Below are 16,018 nucleotides of genomic sequence, written 5' to 3' on the forward strand. Positions count from 1 at the left end.
CAATTAAAATACTTGATTCAATAATTTCATTAGATAGTTATTGTTGTGAAATGAAATCAATTGTAAATTATAATAATCAACTATTTTTTGAATTTGTAAATTTCAGTTTTGGTCGCTCTTGCATCATGATAATCACTTACCATACATACTGTTAGATATATATCTGCACAATCTAAATCTATGTAAATAAAACGTTTTGCAGCTACGTCATTATAGCTAACACAATACTCGTAAGGGAAAAAAGAAGGCAATGGGATTGCAGTTGCAACACCCCAGTCACAATCATTTGGAGAGCATTGACCATAGGCATGAATAGAAGGTGTACCAGTTGTTTCAGCAATTAACTTTGTTATACCACCAGTATTAGGATTAATATTTTTCCAAGTTCCAGCAAATTTAGCACAAGTTTTTTTAGCTTTCACCCAAGCAGCACGACGACCAACGTTATTACTATTATATTTAATCCACATGTAACCACCCATTCCCCAATCAGTTCCCCAAGAATTTCTTAACAGCCAAGCTCCTTTAGTATCATCCCATCCTATTAAAGCTATAGCATGGTTTGTTGAAGGGCTTGCAGGATTACTTGCATATCCAAAATAAACTCCACTAACATAATTTTTAAAAGATTGAGTTGCATCAACACTTACGCTTACTGCACCATATTGACAAATTGCTTTTTTTATTAATGCTACTGATGCAATTTTATCAATATTTCCTGAAGGATCTATTACACCCCAATCTAATGCATTATAATCAGTTGCTGGTGTTCCTGGACATGATCCATTTGATGCTGTATATGGTTGTTGACTTTCAGTTTTCAAAGATTTATTTTGATCAACCATCCAATCAAAAACTTTGTATGCAAAACCACCGGAACAACTACCTCCTCCAGAACAACTAAGAGCTTCTTGTTCTGATAAATTTAAAGATGCTGGAGATCCGCCATTGAACTTCATATAGCTAGCTTCATATGCAGCTACTGCCCCAAAACTCCAACAGCTTCCACATCCTCCTTGGTCTCTTATTGGTGTAATTAAGTTTAAATTTCTAGAATCATAAGACCCTTGATTTTCACATGAAGAAGAACCTTCTAAATTAGTTCCTTGAGGTAATGTTAAGCCTTTTAATGTTTGACTAATTCTTGAATTTCTTGCAAGAACTTTTGATCCTTCTTGAGCAACTGGAAGCTCACCAGTAATGTCTGATAACTTCTTATCTGAAACAGAAGTATAACCAACCAAGTACTGCAATTTCTGATCTGAAATTAATTTTCTTTGGCTAGCTAATTCTAGTTTAACTGCTGCTGGAGCTTTCAATTCTCTTAATTTGTAATTTTCAGGTAACTGAAGTTGAATTAAGTTTGGCTGAGCACTAGCAATGAAGATTACTGTAAGATAAAGTAATACTGTTAAAATTTGTTTTCTCATTGTTTTCATTTTGTTTGAGATTTTAGTTATAAAAAAGTGTTTGTTAGTAAAAATGATTATATTTTATTGTTTATTGTTTACTTGTTTAAAAAGTATAGCATTAAATATAATGTTCAAACGTTTCAAATTTTAAAAGATACCGTTACATAAATTTTTTATTGAACATTTTTATTTTTTACAAAATCAATTGTTAATCCAATTAGAAAAAACAAAACCATAAAAGCACAATTTTAGGGCTTTTATGGTTTAAATATTCAACTTAAAATTAAAACACTTTGGTGGGTGAATTATACTTAACGTAATTTATGGAATAATTAACTTATAAATAATATAAAATTTAAACTAAATCTTTGGATTAAATTTTAAAGTTTTGCAGATAATTAATTTTATCATGCAAGACTTATAAATAATTAAGAACTATTTAGGATTATTTACCTAGCACTTAATAACAAAATCGTTTCTATTAATTTATTATCTCTTTTAATTTTCAATTTTAATTTATCATCTACTTTTGCATCTGTAAAAATTTCTAAAGCTTTATTTTCAGATTTGATAAGCTCACCATTAATTGACATAATAACATCACCTGGCTCTATTCCAGCTGAATTAGCTGGAGATGATGGGTAAACTTCCATTACAACCACACCTTCCTTAGAATCCAATTTAAGATATCTTTGTATTCTATCATCAATCTGGGATATTCTTAATCCAGTCCAGAAATTACGATCAATACCCCCATTTTTTAATGCATCAACAACCTTTTTCACCTTATTTATAGGTATAGCAAAACCAATTCCAATTGAACCAGCACCACGTCCATTTTGTGCTGTAGAATATATTGTGGAATTAATTCCTATAACTTGTCCTAAACCATTAACTAAAGGTCCACCAGAATTACCTGATGAAATTGCAGCATCTGTTTGAATCATTCCTTTATACACTTTATCGTCTTGTAATCCCAAATTTACATTTATATTTGAGATAACACCTACTGTTACTGTTGGTTTTGAATTAATATCAAATAATCCAAATGGATTACCAAAAGCAATTGCCCATTCTCCTACAATTAAGTCATCACTATTACCAAGTTCTACAAATGGGAAATTATTACCATCAATCTTTAATAATGCAACATCAGATGTTGGATCACTACCAATAATTTTAGCATCAAATTTTTTTCCATTAGTCATTGTGATTACAACTTTGCTTGCTTTTCCAGCCACGTGATCATTGGTTAAAATGTAACCATCTTCTGAAATTATAAACCCTGAACCCAAACCCTTAATTTCTTGTTTTTGTTTTCTTCCAAAATATTGTTGGAACATTGGGTCACCACCAAAAAATTCATCAAATCCAAATGGATTCTGATTTTGTATTTCTCTAACCTCGGTTACATTAATACCAACAACTGCTGGCGAAACCTTTTCAATTGATCTTGTAATAGCATTCCTTCTGGTAGATGCAATATCTCCATCTCCTTTATCATCATTTTTATTTTTCCCATCATTCTGATCTTTATTAGTCGAATTCTCTCCAGCAATTAAATTCTCTAATTGTATATTATTCTTTTTGTCATTTTTAGTTTTAGCTTTACAAGCATAAAGTAATGTACACAGTACCACCGAAAGGATAAGAAAAAATCTTTGAAAAATTTTCATTAAAAAATTAATTAAAATTATAATTTATTAGGTTATTTGATAAAATCAAATTTCTATGTTTATCAATTTAACTTAGTTGTTACAGAAATTTTACATGAATTTAAAACAGAAATTAAATAGAGTTTCTTTGAAATTCTAAAGAAAATACATTTTTTCAACACTAAACAACACTAGACGTATTAAGTAGCAATTCCGAACAAATTTTTCCTGTAAATATTTTATTCCAGTTGTATTGTTCAACAATTCTAAACTTTTGTAGCATTTCTAATTCTGAACTATCAATTACTTCTAATTTCTCCAAAACCTTCAAAACTATTGGAGGCATAGGTGTTGAATCTCCATCTATTAGTTTTATTGCAATTCCAATTTGACCATATTTTATAGTATTTATTCCAACAACAAAAACTGCCATTGCTCCCCTTTTAGCAATCGCTGAATGATTAAATGCCCTAACTAATTCAGTATCAAAACCATCAATATCATTTATCATTTCTGGGTGTTTAGCAACAGACTTGAAAATTTTACTCGCTGGATTTAAATCATTTTGTGCGTCTCGAGTATATTTAGCTAACATTGTTGCCATTTCACTTAACGATAAAAAACATGTAGGTAAAGAACACCCATCTATCCCTGTAAGGATTGTATTTGATTTACGATTGATATATTTACTTACTATATTTAAAATCTCCTTTTGTAAAGGATGTTCAGAACTAATATAGTTTTTCAAACTCCAATTATTTGCTAAACAAGCTGATAGCATTCCTGTATGTTTACCCGAACAATTATTATGTAATTGTGAAAATTTTTCATTGTTAAATAACACCCTTTGTAACTCATTCTCGTCTGTTGGTTTTTGTACTCCACAAAGTAAATTACTTTCATTTAAACCAATTTTGGAAAGCATAGATTTAACTGTATCTAAATGGAAACTTGTAGCGTTATGGCTTGCACAGCATATTGATAGCTCTGCATTATTAAAACCATATTTTTCTGATGCTCCACTTTGAACCACAGGAATTGCTTGCACCATTTTAAGTGAAGATCTAATAAAAGTTTGAAAATCAGGATTCCCACAACTAACAATTAATTTTCCATCAATATCACATACTGCCACTGACCCGTAATGCTCACCTTCAATAAGATTGTTTCTATATGTGGTAGCTAATAATTGATGGAACATTTATCTTAAATATTTTAGATTAATTGAATTGAATTATCTATTTTTTTTTGACATAATTCTACTAAGACTCCATTAAAAGTTTCTGGGTGAACAAAAGCAATTAACATATTATGTGCCCCATCTTTTGGAGTTTCGTTTATTAATTTAGCCCCTTTTGCTTTTAATCTATTGAGTTCCATTTGAATATCATCAACTTCAAATGCAAGATGATGTATTCCTTCACCTCGATTGTTAATAAATTTTGCAATCGGAGATTCATCCGTAGTTGCAGCAGTTAACTCAATAATAGATTCACCAACCTTGTAGGAAGCAACTGATACTTTCTGTTGATCTACAATTTCTTTATGTGGGTTATCATCATTGAATAACAAACCATATTTTTCAATTGCTTCATCTAATGACTTAACTGCTATTCCAATATGTGATATTCTCATATTAATTGTTTGATATTTGTATATTTATTTAATTATACTTTTACAATTATAACATTAGACGACTAAGAAGTTTCATAAATATATTTTATATTTTCATCAAAATTTAATATTAAAATCATTTATGAATTTTATTTTATACAAAAATAATTTTAAAATATACTTTATCGATTAAATTAAATTTTATTTAATAGTACTAGTCATTTAGTAATTATAATTATAGTTATAAATTTTCAATAATCAGATAAATTAGTAATATTTTAAGATTGGATTTATAGTAATTAAATTTTAATCCGCATTTAATCTATTCTATTAGTTTTCTTGATTTTTGACATAACTTTGTTAAATTGAATTCCATTATTTATTTTAATTTTGAATTTGAAGTGATCCAATTTTTTAACAAACTCTTTGAAGCATTACAATATTTTCTTAGATAGAATTTTAATTTATTAAATTTTATTCTGTTAATAATTGGATATTATTTTTATTCTAATTTCAAAATTGTATTTAAATAGAAAATATATTTTGAGTTATATTTTTTTGTTTCAATTTTTGAAAGTCATTAATTCAAAATCATAAACCTTTAACTTTTTTGTGTCTATTACATTTTAAAATAATTTATATAAGATATATTTATGAAAAGAATTGGAGTTTTTACAAGTGGTGGTGACGCACCAGGAATGAATGCGAATATAAGAGCAGTTGTTAGATATGGTATTGCAAAAGGAATTGAAGTTTTTGCTATCCGTCGTGGATTTGAAGGAATGATTGCTGGAAATATTTACCCATTTACCGAAACAGATGTTAGTGGAATAATAGGTCGTGGAGGCACTGTTATAGGGACAGCTCGAAGCCAAGAATTTATGACTCCTGAAGGAAGGCAAAGAGCCTTTTATAATTTACAAAAACATAATATTGAGGGTCTTGTTGCATGTGGTGGGAATGGAACTTTCACTGGAGCAGATATATTTCATGAAGAATACGGAATTCCAATTGTTGGAACTCCTGGCACAATCGACAACGATATTTTTGGAAGTGATTACACAATTGGTTTTGATACAGCTATTAACACTGCAATGAGAGCAGTTGACAACATAAGAGATACCGTTGAAAGTCATGATAGAACTTTTTTTATTGAAGTAATGGGAAGAGACTCTGGTTTTATTGCTGTTGAAGTAGGTACTGCAGTTGGTGCAGAGTTTGTTGCTGTTCCAGAAACAACTGAAAATTTTGCAGCATTATGTAAGTTTATGGAAGAATATCAAAGGACTAAAAGACACATTTTTATAATAAGTGAAGGAGATGATTATGGTAATGCTCAAAAATATGCAGATGACTTTAAATCAAAATTTAATGTGGATACTAGGGTTACAGTTTTAGGACACATACAAAGAGGCGGATCACCAACTGCCAAAGATAGAATATTAGCTACAAGACTTGGAACAGCGGCAGTTCAAGGATTGTTAGACGGTAAGAAATGTCATTTGGCAGGTGAAAGAAAAGGTGATATTGTATTTACTCCACTTAAAGAAACATATGGAACTAAACATATCTTACCTCAACATTTAATTGATTTAATTGAAATATTAAGATAATTCACAGATAGAAATTGATATTGATTCTCATTTTTTTTGGTTAATTTTATAACTTTTAACTAATGAATCAATATATATTCTAAATAATGGATTTACCATTTAATCAAAAATATCTCAATTAAGGAATCAACCAATTTATCAATAATGTTGCAGATCCTAAAAATATAAAGAATCCTGCTAAATCAGTAAAAGTAGTAACTATTGGACCAGAAGATAAAGCTGGATCGAACTTTAATTTTTTAAGAAGGATTGGTACAATAGCACCTGCCACTCCAGCAACAAACATATTTCCAAACATAGCAATTGAAATTAAAATTCCAACATGCCAGTCGTTTCTTAAAATCCAAACAACTAAACCAGCAGTTAAGCCCATTGAAAGACCGTTAATTAATCCTATCTGTAATTCTTTTATAATAGCATCTCTTCGCCTCATATCATTAAGTTCACCAAGAGCAAACCCTCTGACAATAACAGTAATAGTTTGTATTGAAGCATTTCCACCCATACCAGCAACAATAGGCATTAAAGCTGCAAGAATAGGGAGTTTAGAAATTGTATTTTCGAATTGAGATACTACCAAAGAAGCAATAAAGGCTGTACCTAAATTAATTGCTAGCCAAGGTAATCTTCTTCTAACTGCAATTGTTGGTGGGGTAGCTAATGATTCTTCATCAGTTACACCAGCAAGTAATAACATATCCTCAGAACCTTCTTCCTCAATAATATCTGCTACATCATCAAATGTTACTACTCCAAGTAATGTTTCATTTTTATCAACAACAGGGATAGATACTAAATCATATTTTTGCATTAATTGAGCAACCAGAGCTTGATCATCATCTGTTCTAACAGATAAAACTTGATCTTCCATGAAATTGCTTATCAATTCCTCTCTTTTATTTAAAACTAAGTCTTGAAGACTAATAACTCCAACTAATTTTTCATTACCATCAACAACATAAACTGCATAAACTTCAAATTGGTTCTCATTAACTTTTGCAAATTCCCGAATGTTTTCAATTGCTTTTGAAACTGTTTCAGTAAAATGTACAGATACATAGTCTGTAGTCATTCTTCCACCAGCAGTATCTTCAGAATACTGGAGAAGATCTCGAATATCCTCCATTACCTCAGCATCACTTCTCTCAAGTCGTTCCATTACCTCTTCGGCAATATCATCATCTAACTCTGATACAATATCTGCTGCATCATCAGTTGACATTTCTTCAACCAAATCAGATATTCTTTGAGGTGCAAGTATTGAAAAATAATCTTCTCTCTGTTCATCTGGCAAGTGAAGTACTACCTCACCTAGAATATCATCCTCTAACAAACTTAAAATATAATGTCTTTCTTCATCAGTTAATGATGTGGTAATCTGAGCAATATCAGGTTCTCTCATATCGAACATTAGTAACCTCAACGATCCCTCATCTTTAACATAAATTAAAGATTCTAAATCATCGATAAACTCTTTGTCTATATATATTTCTCTTTCAGAAAGCATTAATACTATAACTTATTGAGGAATTGGATTATAAGATTGAAGGAATTAGTTGAGTTTAGAAATTTTCTTGATTTTCTTGTCACAAAAATAACAATGGAATTTTAATGATATGAATTTAAAACTTAATATAAAGTTTTAATATTAGTAATTCAATGTTAATATAATCTAGAGTACTTAATCAATTTTATTTAATTAATAAATTGTATAAACTAATTACTTCAAATTTAAATTATATAAATCTATAGAGTTGATGAATATTAATAGATTTGATTGATAACTTAATAGAATTAATCTGCATCTTTATATGAAAAAGATTCTAAGAAATCAAACTAAATCTATTTTTCAATTACAATTTTTTCAAAAGTACTTTTACCTTTACCTGATATTTTTATAAAATAGTTTCCAGACTGAATTTCATTTAAATCAAGCCTAAATGAGCCTTGCAAAGCTGTTACATTTTTTAGTTTTTTAATTTCATTTCCATCAATTGAATTAACCACTATTTCAATTTCATCACCAAAAATATTATTATTATAATGTAATGTTACTGAATTAAGTATTGGATTAGGTATTACAATCAATCCACCTTTGATTTTAATTTCATTTTGAATTCCACTTGTAACAATAGGTTCAACTCCATATTCAATTCTATAACTTGTATTTACTTTTAATGTGTTTAATAATTTTCTATTCCCATTTGAATAATTTATAATTGTACTATCAATAAATGAAATGTTGCCAAGTCCAAAATGAATTTCATTTGAATTTTGCGAACCTGTAACTCCGCTTCCACCACCTTGTAAATCACGATAGAATTTTTTACCTCCTGAATATACAATCACTGATGTACCATAAGCATCTTTAGATACATTGTTTTCAGGTCTCCCAATAAGCCTTATTTTAAGCCATTTCCCATTCCTTTCAACATTATTTTTAAAGATTTTAACACCATCATGTGGGCTTGCAACAATTAGATCTAAATCTCCATCGTTGTCATAATCAGTCCTAACTCCAGTCCATACACCATGAACTAAATTACCTAAATTCCAAGTTGCATCTTTAAATTTAAAGTTATTATCTTCTCCAGTATTCATATACATTCTTGATAATCTTCTAGGTTCACCACTTGTGCCAACAGGGTTATAGGCATATTGACAATGATACAAGTCAAGCCAACCATCCAAATCTAAATCTAACCAAATCATAGCTGAATTCATTTCAAAGAATTTAATACCTAACTTTTTGTGAACTTCATTAAACTCAAAGTTTTTATCTGTTCCTGGATTTTGATAAATTAAAGAAGGGTTAGACCACCTTCCTCTTTCATCTGGGTGACCAAGATTACCAACTGCTAAATCAGGCAAACCATCATTATTAAAATCACCCCAATCACAACCCAAACCATGCCCAAAATAATTAGGATTATCCGTTGGTACACCAACTACATTTGTTTGTGCACCTACTTCTTTCATTGTTCCATCTCGCTTATTTTTATATAGAAAATCACCAGCTAATCTGTAATTAGCTACAAAAATATCTGTCCATCCATCTCCATTATAATCACAAGGTGAAGCTGCCCAACAATCAACAGGAGTTGATTCACCATCACTAATTCCAACTTTATCGGATACATCAATAAAAGTACCATCTCCATTGTTCATCCACATTTTGTCTTTGAAATAAACTTCATTACCATTAGCATCTGATGTTCTTCCATTTGAGATATAAATATCTAACTTTCCATCTTGATTAAAATCAAACCAAATTGGTGTTATTGTAGGATAGGGGTTTGTGATTAATGTTTTTAAAGTTACGTCACTAAAAGTGCCATCACCATTATTATGATAAATTCTATCACCTGCACCTCTTACAGCATAACAATCAATCAATCCATCATTATCATAATCACCCCAAGTGCTTGCATCTGCTTGAATATTTATCTTTTTTGAAACATTAAAAAAAGTTCCATCTCCTTTATTCTGGAAAAAATTTGATCCTATTGCAATATCATCTGAGCCATCATTGTTCCAATCTGCAATACTAACTCTAGCTGATTTAATTGCTTTACCAGAACTATCTGTAACTCCAATTGTTTTTGCCACATCAACTAAAGTAGCTGTTGGAGGTGCTACTGAATTACTATTTGTTGAATTAGGAAAATCATATTGAATAAGTGCTCTAACCATGAAATTGTTAGCTGGACGAGAAAAACCCCATGCAAATCCATATTGGTTTTTTGTATATGGATCACTCCAAAATGATTTAGAAGAACTTCCTCCATCTAAAGCAATATGAGGTCCGTTTTCTGTAACTTCATGTTGGATTATTATTCTGTCATATCCATCAGATTTTATTCCTAAATTTGAGACATCGATTGTATCCCAACCAGGAACTCCATCATAATTAATTTCGATTGGAGGCGTTAAAGTGTTGTAACTCCAAACCCAATTAGTAGGTGGATATGCTCCTTCAGAAGGATCACCTACAATTCTAATTGTATCTTTCCCCTTAATTGTTCCATCAAAATAAATATATATTTTCAGAATTTTAGCTGGTCCAGTTGGTAAAAGCATCACAGATTCAATCCACCCAAGTGATGCAGGATTCTTTTTTATTGAGTAACTATTTGGTTTATCATTATCATACTTCAATAAAGTCTGAGATTTTATATCGAATATGCAAACAGAAAAAATGAGGGCTAAAATTGTAGTAATTATAGCAAGTAGATTCTTCATTTTAAATTGGAGTTGTTTTACTTATTATTCATTAAAAGACAAATATATATATATGATAATTAAATTGAATAAAAAAATGTAAAAAAAAGCACCCTTTTACAAGAGCGCTTTCCATCTCATCAACTTTAATCTTCTATAATCTGTTTTATGCAATTAGCTTCCCCTAAACTAACTACCAGATAATATTTTTATTGAATTCAATCTAAATTAGATCTATACATTATGCAATAAAATTTTAGTAACTTATTGTTTCAATCAATTAGTGATACAATGGGTCAAAAAAAAAGCACCCTAAACCAGAGTGCTTTTCATCTTATCAACCTTAATCTTTATATCTTCTATATAGATTTAGCTTCCCCTTTCTAAATCTAAGATATTCTACTTTCTTGATTGCAATTTAATATTGTAATCGAAATCATTGATTTAGAAAATAGTAAAAGTTTGTTTCAACTGTAAATTTAAATTTTCCAAATGATAATAACTTATAACTATTTTAAATTATTCGCCTGTGCTTTGATAATTCAATAATCATTCAATTATGTTAGTTTTGTATTTTAGATTTTACAATTAAACAAACAATATAAAAATCAAAGCTTCTAGATGAATTTATTAGTTGAAAAAAAAATAGGTGGATACGCAATTGTAACACTAAACAGACCAGATAAATTAAATGCTTTAAGTGTTGAATTACTAGTTGAATTAAGTGGCGTTATAACTGAATTAGAAAAAGATGAGTTCGTTAATGGTATTATAATTACTGGTATGGGTAAAGCTTTTGCAGCTGGAGCTGATATTGAAGAATTGCATAATTTGAATATAGATACAGGCGAAGCATATTCCCAGTTAGGTCATAAAGTACTTATGCAAATTGAACTTGCTCGCTTTCCTGTTATTGCTGCAGTAAATGGATTTGCATTAGGGGGTGGCTGTGAGCTTGCAATGGCATGTCATATCAGGCTTGCTAATGAAAAGGCAAAGTTCGGTCAGCCTGAAGTAAACCTTGGAATCATACCAGGATTTGGTGGCACTCAAAGGTTAACAAGACTTGTTGGAGTTGGTAAATCTATTGAATTGAATTTAACAGCAGATATTATAGATGCTAGTGAAGCTTTAAAAATTGGTTTAGTTAACAAAATCTTTTTAGTTGATGAATTGATTTCTAAATCTGAAGAGATGTTAGTTAAGATTTTATCAAAAGGTCCTATTGCTGTTAAGAATACCCTAAAAGCATGCGTTAGTTCTCCTAATTTAATAATTTCTGAAGGTGTAAAATTAGAATCTACATTATTTGGTGAAACATGTGGATCAAATGATTTTAAAGAAGGAACTAAAGCATTTTTAGAAAAAAGAAACCCTAATTTTACCGGTAAATAAACTCATGAAAATTGCTGTTTATCCAGGAACTTTTGATCCAATTACAAATGGGCATATTGATATAATTGAAAGAGCAACTAACATTTTTGATAAAGTGATAGTTGCCCTAGCTATTAATAATAGTAAACAGACATTATTTTCAGAAACTGAAAGATTTAATCTTGCTGTTGAATCATTAGCTAATTATGAAAATGTAGAAGTTAAATTATGTGCAACTTTACTTGTTGATTTTGCTATAAAAGAACAAGCAAGCTCTATTCTACGTGGCTTAAGAGCTGTTAGTGATTTCGAATATGAAATGCAAATGGCTTTAATGAATCGTAAACTTCAAAATAAAATTGCAACTATTTTTATGATGCCTAATGAGAAATATACTTACTTAAATTCTTCAATAATTAGAGAATTAGCAAAGTTCAATGCTGATGTATCTGAGTTTGTTCCAGATTGTGTTATAAGAGAATTAATATCTAAATTCCCTTAGTCTCTTAAAATTACCTAGCTTCAAGTACACTATCCTCAAGTCTTTTACTTTTATACCTAGCATAATTACTTTTAATTTGCACTACCTCTAAAGTAGGATATTTTAATGCAGTGAGGTAACCACCATAAACACATCCAGTATCAATACCAATTGAGTTTGAATTTACATAAGGTATTTTATAAACTTGATGACCAAATACAACAAGCTCAGGTCCTTTGTAACCCACTGCCCAATCTACTCTTTCAGGGTATCCATCAATTGTTTTGTTACCAGTGATTGGACCATACATTGTATAAGCTCTTATTTCGTGGGGAGAAGCTGATTTTAGCTCATTATGCCAAGCAGCATGAGCTACGACAAGTTTGTTATCATTACATATTACTGCTAATGGAGCATTTTCATAAAAAGCAATTAATTCATTTATCAATATATTTCTCTTTTCATCATCTAATAAATTGATTTCATTAATTGACTCTTCAAGTCCATGATTCACTTCAACATTTCTGCCTAAAAGCCATTTGTAAAATTTCCAATCATGATTCCCAAGTACACATAAAGCATAACCAAGTTTGCACAATCTAAGTACTAACATTAAAGTATCTACAATTTTTTCACCTCTATCAACTAAATCTCCAACAAAAATAAGTTTTGGGTTCTCATTTGATTTAACATTAGAGTTTATTATGTCATTGTGACCTAACTTTTTTAATAACTCAATTAACTCATCATAACATCCATGCACATCCCCAATGATATCGCAATTCACAATATCGTTTTTAAGCTCGAATCTTTGAGTGTTGTTTTGAGGAAAATTTGACATTTAATAAATGGTAATTATTTAATTAAGATAATTTAAGTGATTCAAATATTGAAAGATAATTGTCATATCGTCCTTCATCAATTTTACCAGACTCAACTGCTTTTATTACAGCACATTCTGGTTCATGTGTATGAGTACACGGTTTGAATTTGCAATTTTGAAGAAAATCTTTAAACTCAACAAAATATCCATCAAGCTCTTCTGGTAACAAATCCCAAATTCCAAACTCCCTTAAACCAGGTGTATCAGCTAACCTTCCACCAGATTTAAGTTCCAATAATTTTGAGCCTATTGTTGTGTGTCTTCCTCTTGAATCACTAACCCTAACCTCTCCAACTTTTTGATCATTATTTTTAGTTAAAATATTTGCTAAGGTACTTTTACCAACCCCTGATTGACCGATTAGGGAAGAAATTTTATTTTTTAAAACTTTCTGAAGCTCTTTAATCCCAGTTTTTTTTAAACAACTAATAAATAATAATTTGTATCCTAATTTATTATATATTTCCATTTCTTCATATATCATATCTTTTAACTCACCACTTATTGAATCTATTTTATTTAAAACTATTATAGGTTCAACCTCACCTAAAAGAGCTGCAACGATAAATCTATCAATTATATTTCTACGAAAATCAGGTCTATCAGCTGATATTAAACAAACCAATGAATCAATATTTGCTGCAATAACTTGCTCGGTATTATTATCTTTTCGAGTTTTCCTTCCAAGATGTGTTTTTCTTTTTTCAATATAGCATATCAATCCTCTAAAATCATCAATCCTTTGTACTCTAACTTTATCTCCAATTACAACAATTGTTGAGTTATCATTATCACCCGAAACTCCCCTTTTTATTTGGCAACTTATTATTATCTTTTCGTTTTTATCTACTTTTTTACTTTTATCAACATTAATATCAATTGTATTTGATTCCTTATTCAGAAAACTTTCATTTTTGTTAAAATTAGTTTTAATAATTTTACTCTTATCATTTTGTTGACCTAACAACTCCACAAAATATTTTCCACTTTCACATTGTATAACTAATCCCAAAGGTAAATTATCATAATCATCAATTCTTGAAATATCAATATTTTTTGGTTTAATTTTTTGTTTATTTTCAAATTTATCTTCATCAAAAGAGCGATGTTTATTGAAACTTCGCTCTCCTTTTATCCAGTCTTTTCTAACTTTATTTAATTTATCTTTCTTATTATACATTATAATAACTTTATAATAAATTCGTGATAACAAAAATAAGTTATTATCTTTTGATTTTATTCAATTCTCAAACTAATTTTTTTTAAAAAAATCTAATCTCTTAATATATTTAATCTCGAAATTTTATGAAAAAAATTGTTATTACTGGTGGAACCGGATTAATTGGTAAACAGTTGATCAAAATACTCTGCGATAGAGGTGATGAAGTAATTGCATTTGTTAGAGATATAAAAAAAGCTAATCTACCAATAGAAGTAAAATTAATTGAATGGTCAAGTGGAATGAATGTTGGGAAATGGGTAGATTCAATTGATGGGACAGATGCTATTATAAATTTAGCAGGATCGCCAGTTGCTACAAAATGGACAGAACAACATAAAATTGATATTTATAATAGTCGGGTAAATGGTACTAGAATATTAGTTGAGGCAATTAAAATGGCCAAAAAGAAACCATCTGTGTTAATTAATGGAAGTGCAATTGGTTATTATGGCACTCATTCTTCAAAAGTTTTTGATGAAACTTCACCAGCTGGAAACGATTTCCTAGGAACGGTTTGTAAGAGTTGGGAAGATGAGGCTTTTAAAGCCGAAGAACTTGGGGTTAGAGTTACAACAATTAGAACAGGAGTTGTCTTAGATTTAAAAGGAGGTGCTTTACCAAAACAAATTACTCCATTCAAAATGTTTGTTGGTGGTCCAATTTTACCTGGAACTCAACCTTACCCTTGGATTCACATTGAAGATGAATTAGGAATAATATTATGGGCTTTAGATAATGAGAATGTAAAAGGTCCTATCAATGCAACAGCCCCAGATTCAGTAAATAATAAGGAATTTAGCAAAGCACTTGCAAAATCTTTAAAAAGACCTTGTTTATTTCCAGTTCCTTCACTTCCAATGAAAATTCTATTTGGAGAAGGAGCAATAATAGTTTTAGAAGGGCAAAAAGCAATCCCAAAGAAAGCTCTAGAACTAGGTTACAAATTTAAATTTGATAAGTTATCATTAGCTTTAAGAAATTTAATTCAATAATATTAATAAAGTATAAAAATATAAGTTTTAGTCTTACTCAGTAAAAAAACTCTCAATATGAAATTCAAATTGAGAGTTTTTTCAATTTAAAATAAAAATTAAATAGATGATAATTTAATTCTATTTAATGCACGAATTCTAGCTGATTCAGCCCGAATAACATCTATACTTACGTTACGAGTTCTATGGTATTCACGAATTCTTTCCTCTGCTCTAAGCTTAGCTTGTTCGGCTCTATGTTTGTCAATTTCGGCAGTGTTTTCAGCACCTTCAACAATAATCATTAACTTATCATTTTTTACTTCTGCAAACCCACCAGAAACTGAGAATATAATTTCTTTGCTATCAACTGAAACAATTTTAACTCCTCCAATTTCAAGTTGTGAAACTAATGGTGCATGTTTATGTAAAACTTGATAAGGTGCTGGGTTACCAGGAACAGTGACAATTAAAGCATCTCCGCTAAATACTTGACCTTGAGGAGTAATTATTTCAACGTGAAAACTATGATTAGAAAGCATATAAATTATTTAATATATTCTATTTATCAA

General features: G+C 29.7%; 13 protein-coding genes. 4 read left to right on the forward strand and 9 right to left on the reverse strand.

The features are described 5' to 3' along the window. Nucleotides 1-80 precede the first annotated feature (80 nt). The 4 genes from IPP08_11005 to mce form a co-directional block, all read right to left on the reverse strand. Nucleotides 81-1,430, reverse strand: a complete 1,350-nt coding sequence (locus tag IPP08_11005) for a hypothetical protein (protein ID QQS66282.1) — start codon at nucleotides 1,428-1,430, stop codon at nucleotides 81-83. Nucleotides 1,431-1,861: 431 nt separating this feature from the next. Next, nucleotides 1,862-3,088, reverse strand: coding sequence for a trypsin-like peptidase domain-containing protein (locus IPP08_11010; protein QQS66283.1), 1,227 nt, complete (start codon nucleotides 3,086-3,088; stop codon nucleotides 1,862-1,864). Between the two features lie 160 nt (nucleotides 3,089-3,248). After that, complete coding sequence (locus IPP08_11015; GenBank protein QQS66284.1) at nucleotides 3,249-4,268, reverse strand: asparaginase; 1,020 nt, start codon at nucleotides 4,266-4,268, stop codon at nucleotides 3,249-3,251. Between the two features lie 14 nt (nucleotides 4,269-4,282). Further along, the gene (gene mce / locus IPP08_11020; GenBank protein QQS66285.1) at nucleotides 4,283-4,702 is read right to left on the reverse strand and encodes a methylmalonyl-CoA epimerase; all 420 of its coding nucleotides are present in this window, start codon (nucleotides 4,700-4,702) and stop codon (nucleotides 4,283-4,285) included. A gap of 632 nt (nucleotides 4,703-5,334) precedes the next feature. Between mce and pfkA the strand changes: the two genes are divergently transcribed. Next, on the forward strand, nucleotides 5,335-6,294 hold the full coding sequence (gene pfkA / locus IPP08_11025) for a 6-phosphofructokinase (protein ID QQS66286.1): 960 nt from the start codon (nucleotides 5,335-5,337) through the stop codon (nucleotides 6,292-6,294). Nucleotides 6,295-6,412: 118 nt separating this feature from the next. Here the strand turns inward: pfkA and mgtE are convergent, their stop codons facing one another. Together mgtE and IPP08_11035 are read right to left on the reverse strand one after the other, a co-directional pair. Further along, complete coding sequence (gene mgtE, locus IPP08_11030; GenBank protein ID QQS66287.1) at nucleotides 6,413-7,801, reverse strand: magnesium transporter; 1,389 nt, start codon at nucleotides 7,799-7,801, stop codon at nucleotides 6,413-6,415. A 335-nt stretch (nucleotides 7,802-8,136) separates the two neighbouring features. Continuing rightward, nucleotides 8,137-10,536, reverse strand: coding sequence for a VCBS repeat-containing protein (locus IPP08_11035; GenBank protein QQS66288.1), 2,400 nt, complete (start codon nucleotides 10,534-10,536; stop codon nucleotides 8,137-8,139). A gap of 600 nt (nucleotides 10,537-11,136) precedes the next feature. On the opposite strand from IPP08_11035, the gene IPP08_11040 reads away from it, so the two are divergent. Then, on the forward strand, nucleotides 11,137-11,910 hold the full coding sequence (locus IPP08_11040) for an enoyl-CoA hydratase/isomerase family protein (GenBank protein QQS66289.1): 774 nt from the start codon (nucleotides 11,137-11,139) through the stop codon (nucleotides 11,908-11,910). Between the two features lie 4 nt (nucleotides 11,911-11,914). Beyond that, entirely contained in the window at nucleotides 11,915-12,391 is a 477-nt protein-coding gene (coaD, locus tag IPP08_11045; protein QQS66290.1) for a pantetheine-phosphate adenylyltransferase, read from the forward strand. A gap of 10 nt (nucleotides 12,392-12,401) precedes the next feature. Here the strand turns inward: coaD and IPP08_11050 are convergent, their stop codons facing one another. Next, on the reverse strand, nucleotides 12,402-13,211 hold the full coding sequence (locus tag IPP08_11050) for a metallophosphoesterase (protein ID QQS66291.1): 810 nt from the start codon (nucleotides 13,209-13,211) through the stop codon (nucleotides 12,402-12,404). A gap of 22 nt (nucleotides 13,212-13,233) precedes the next feature. After that, nucleotides 13,234-14,433: a ribosome small subunit-dependent GTPase A gene (gene rsgA, locus IPP08_11055; protein QQS66292.1), complete on the reverse strand. Its 1,200-nt coding sequence runs from the start codon at nucleotides 14,431-14,433 to the stop codon at nucleotides 13,234-13,236. A 125-nt stretch (nucleotides 14,434-14,558) separates the two neighbouring features. On the opposite strand from rsgA, the gene IPP08_11060 reads away from it, so the two are divergent. Next, nucleotides 14,559-15,467: a TIGR01777 family protein gene (locus tag IPP08_11060; GenBank protein ID QQS66293.1), complete on the forward strand. Its 909-nt coding sequence runs from the start codon at nucleotides 14,559-14,561 to the stop codon at nucleotides 15,465-15,467. Nucleotides 15,468-15,565: 98 nt separating this feature from the next. On the opposite strand, the gene atpC is transcribed toward IPP08_11060, so the two are convergent. Then, a complete protein-coding gene (gene atpC, locus IPP08_11065; GenBank protein QQS66294.1) occupies nucleotides 15,566-15,988 on the reverse strand; it encodes an ATP synthase F1 subunit epsilon in 423 nt (140 codons plus the stop codon). Nucleotides 15,989-16,018: the final 30 nt, after the last annotated feature.

It is taken from the genome of Chlorobiota bacterium (genome assembly GCA_016700335.1).
Taxonomy (GTDB): Bacteria; Bacteroidota; Ignavibacteria; order OLB7; family OLB7.

Excerpts from the sequence above, each read along its gene's own strand:
- IPP08_11005 (QQS66282.1), bottom strand. The coding sequence starts at position 1,430 with ATGAGAAAACAAATTTTAACAGTATTACTTTATCTTACAGTAATCTTC.
- IPP08_11010 (QQS66283.1), bottom strand. The coding sequence starts at position 3,088 with ATGAAAATTTTTCAAAGATTTTTTCTTATCCTTTCGGTGGTACTGTGT.
- IPP08_11015 (QQS66284.1), bottom strand. The coding sequence starts at position 4,268 with ATGTTCCATCAATTATTAGCTACCACATATAGAAACAATCTTATTGAA.
- mce (QQS66285.1), bottom strand. The coding sequence starts at position 4,702 with ATGAGAATATCACATATTGGAATAGCAGTTAAGTCATTAGATGAAGCA.
- pfkA (QQS66286.1), top strand. The coding sequence starts at position 5,335 with ATGAAAAGAATTGGAGTTTTTACAAGTGGTGGTGACGCACCAGGAATG.
- mgtE (QQS66287.1), bottom strand. The coding sequence starts at position 7,801 with ATGCTTTCTGAAAGAGAAATATATATAGACAAAGAGTTTATCGATGAT.
- IPP08_11035 (QQS66288.1), bottom strand. The coding sequence starts at position 10,536 with ATGAAGAATCTACTTGCTATAATTACTACAATTTTAGCCCTCATTTTT.
- IPP08_11040 (QQS66289.1), top strand. The coding sequence starts at position 11,137 with ATGAATTTATTAGTTGAAAAAAAAATAGGTGGATACGCAATTGTAACA.
- coaD (QQS66290.1), top strand. The coding sequence starts at position 11,915 with ATGAAAATTGCTGTTTATCCAGGAACTTTTGATCCAATTACAAATGGG.
- IPP08_11050 (QQS66291.1), bottom strand. The coding sequence starts at position 13,211 with ATGTCAAATTTTCCTCAAAACAACACTCAAAGATTCGAGCTTAAAAAC.
- rsgA (QQS66292.1), bottom strand. The coding sequence starts at position 14,433 with ATGTATAATAAGAAAGATAAATTAAATAAAGTTAGAAAAGACTGGATA.
- IPP08_11060 (QQS66293.1), top strand. The coding sequence starts at position 14,559 with ATGAAAAAAATTGTTATTACTGGTGGAACCGGATTAATTGGTAAACAG.
- atpC (QQS66294.1), bottom strand. The coding sequence starts at position 15,988 with ATGCTTTCTAATCATAGTTTTCACGTTGAAATAATTACTCCTCAAGGT.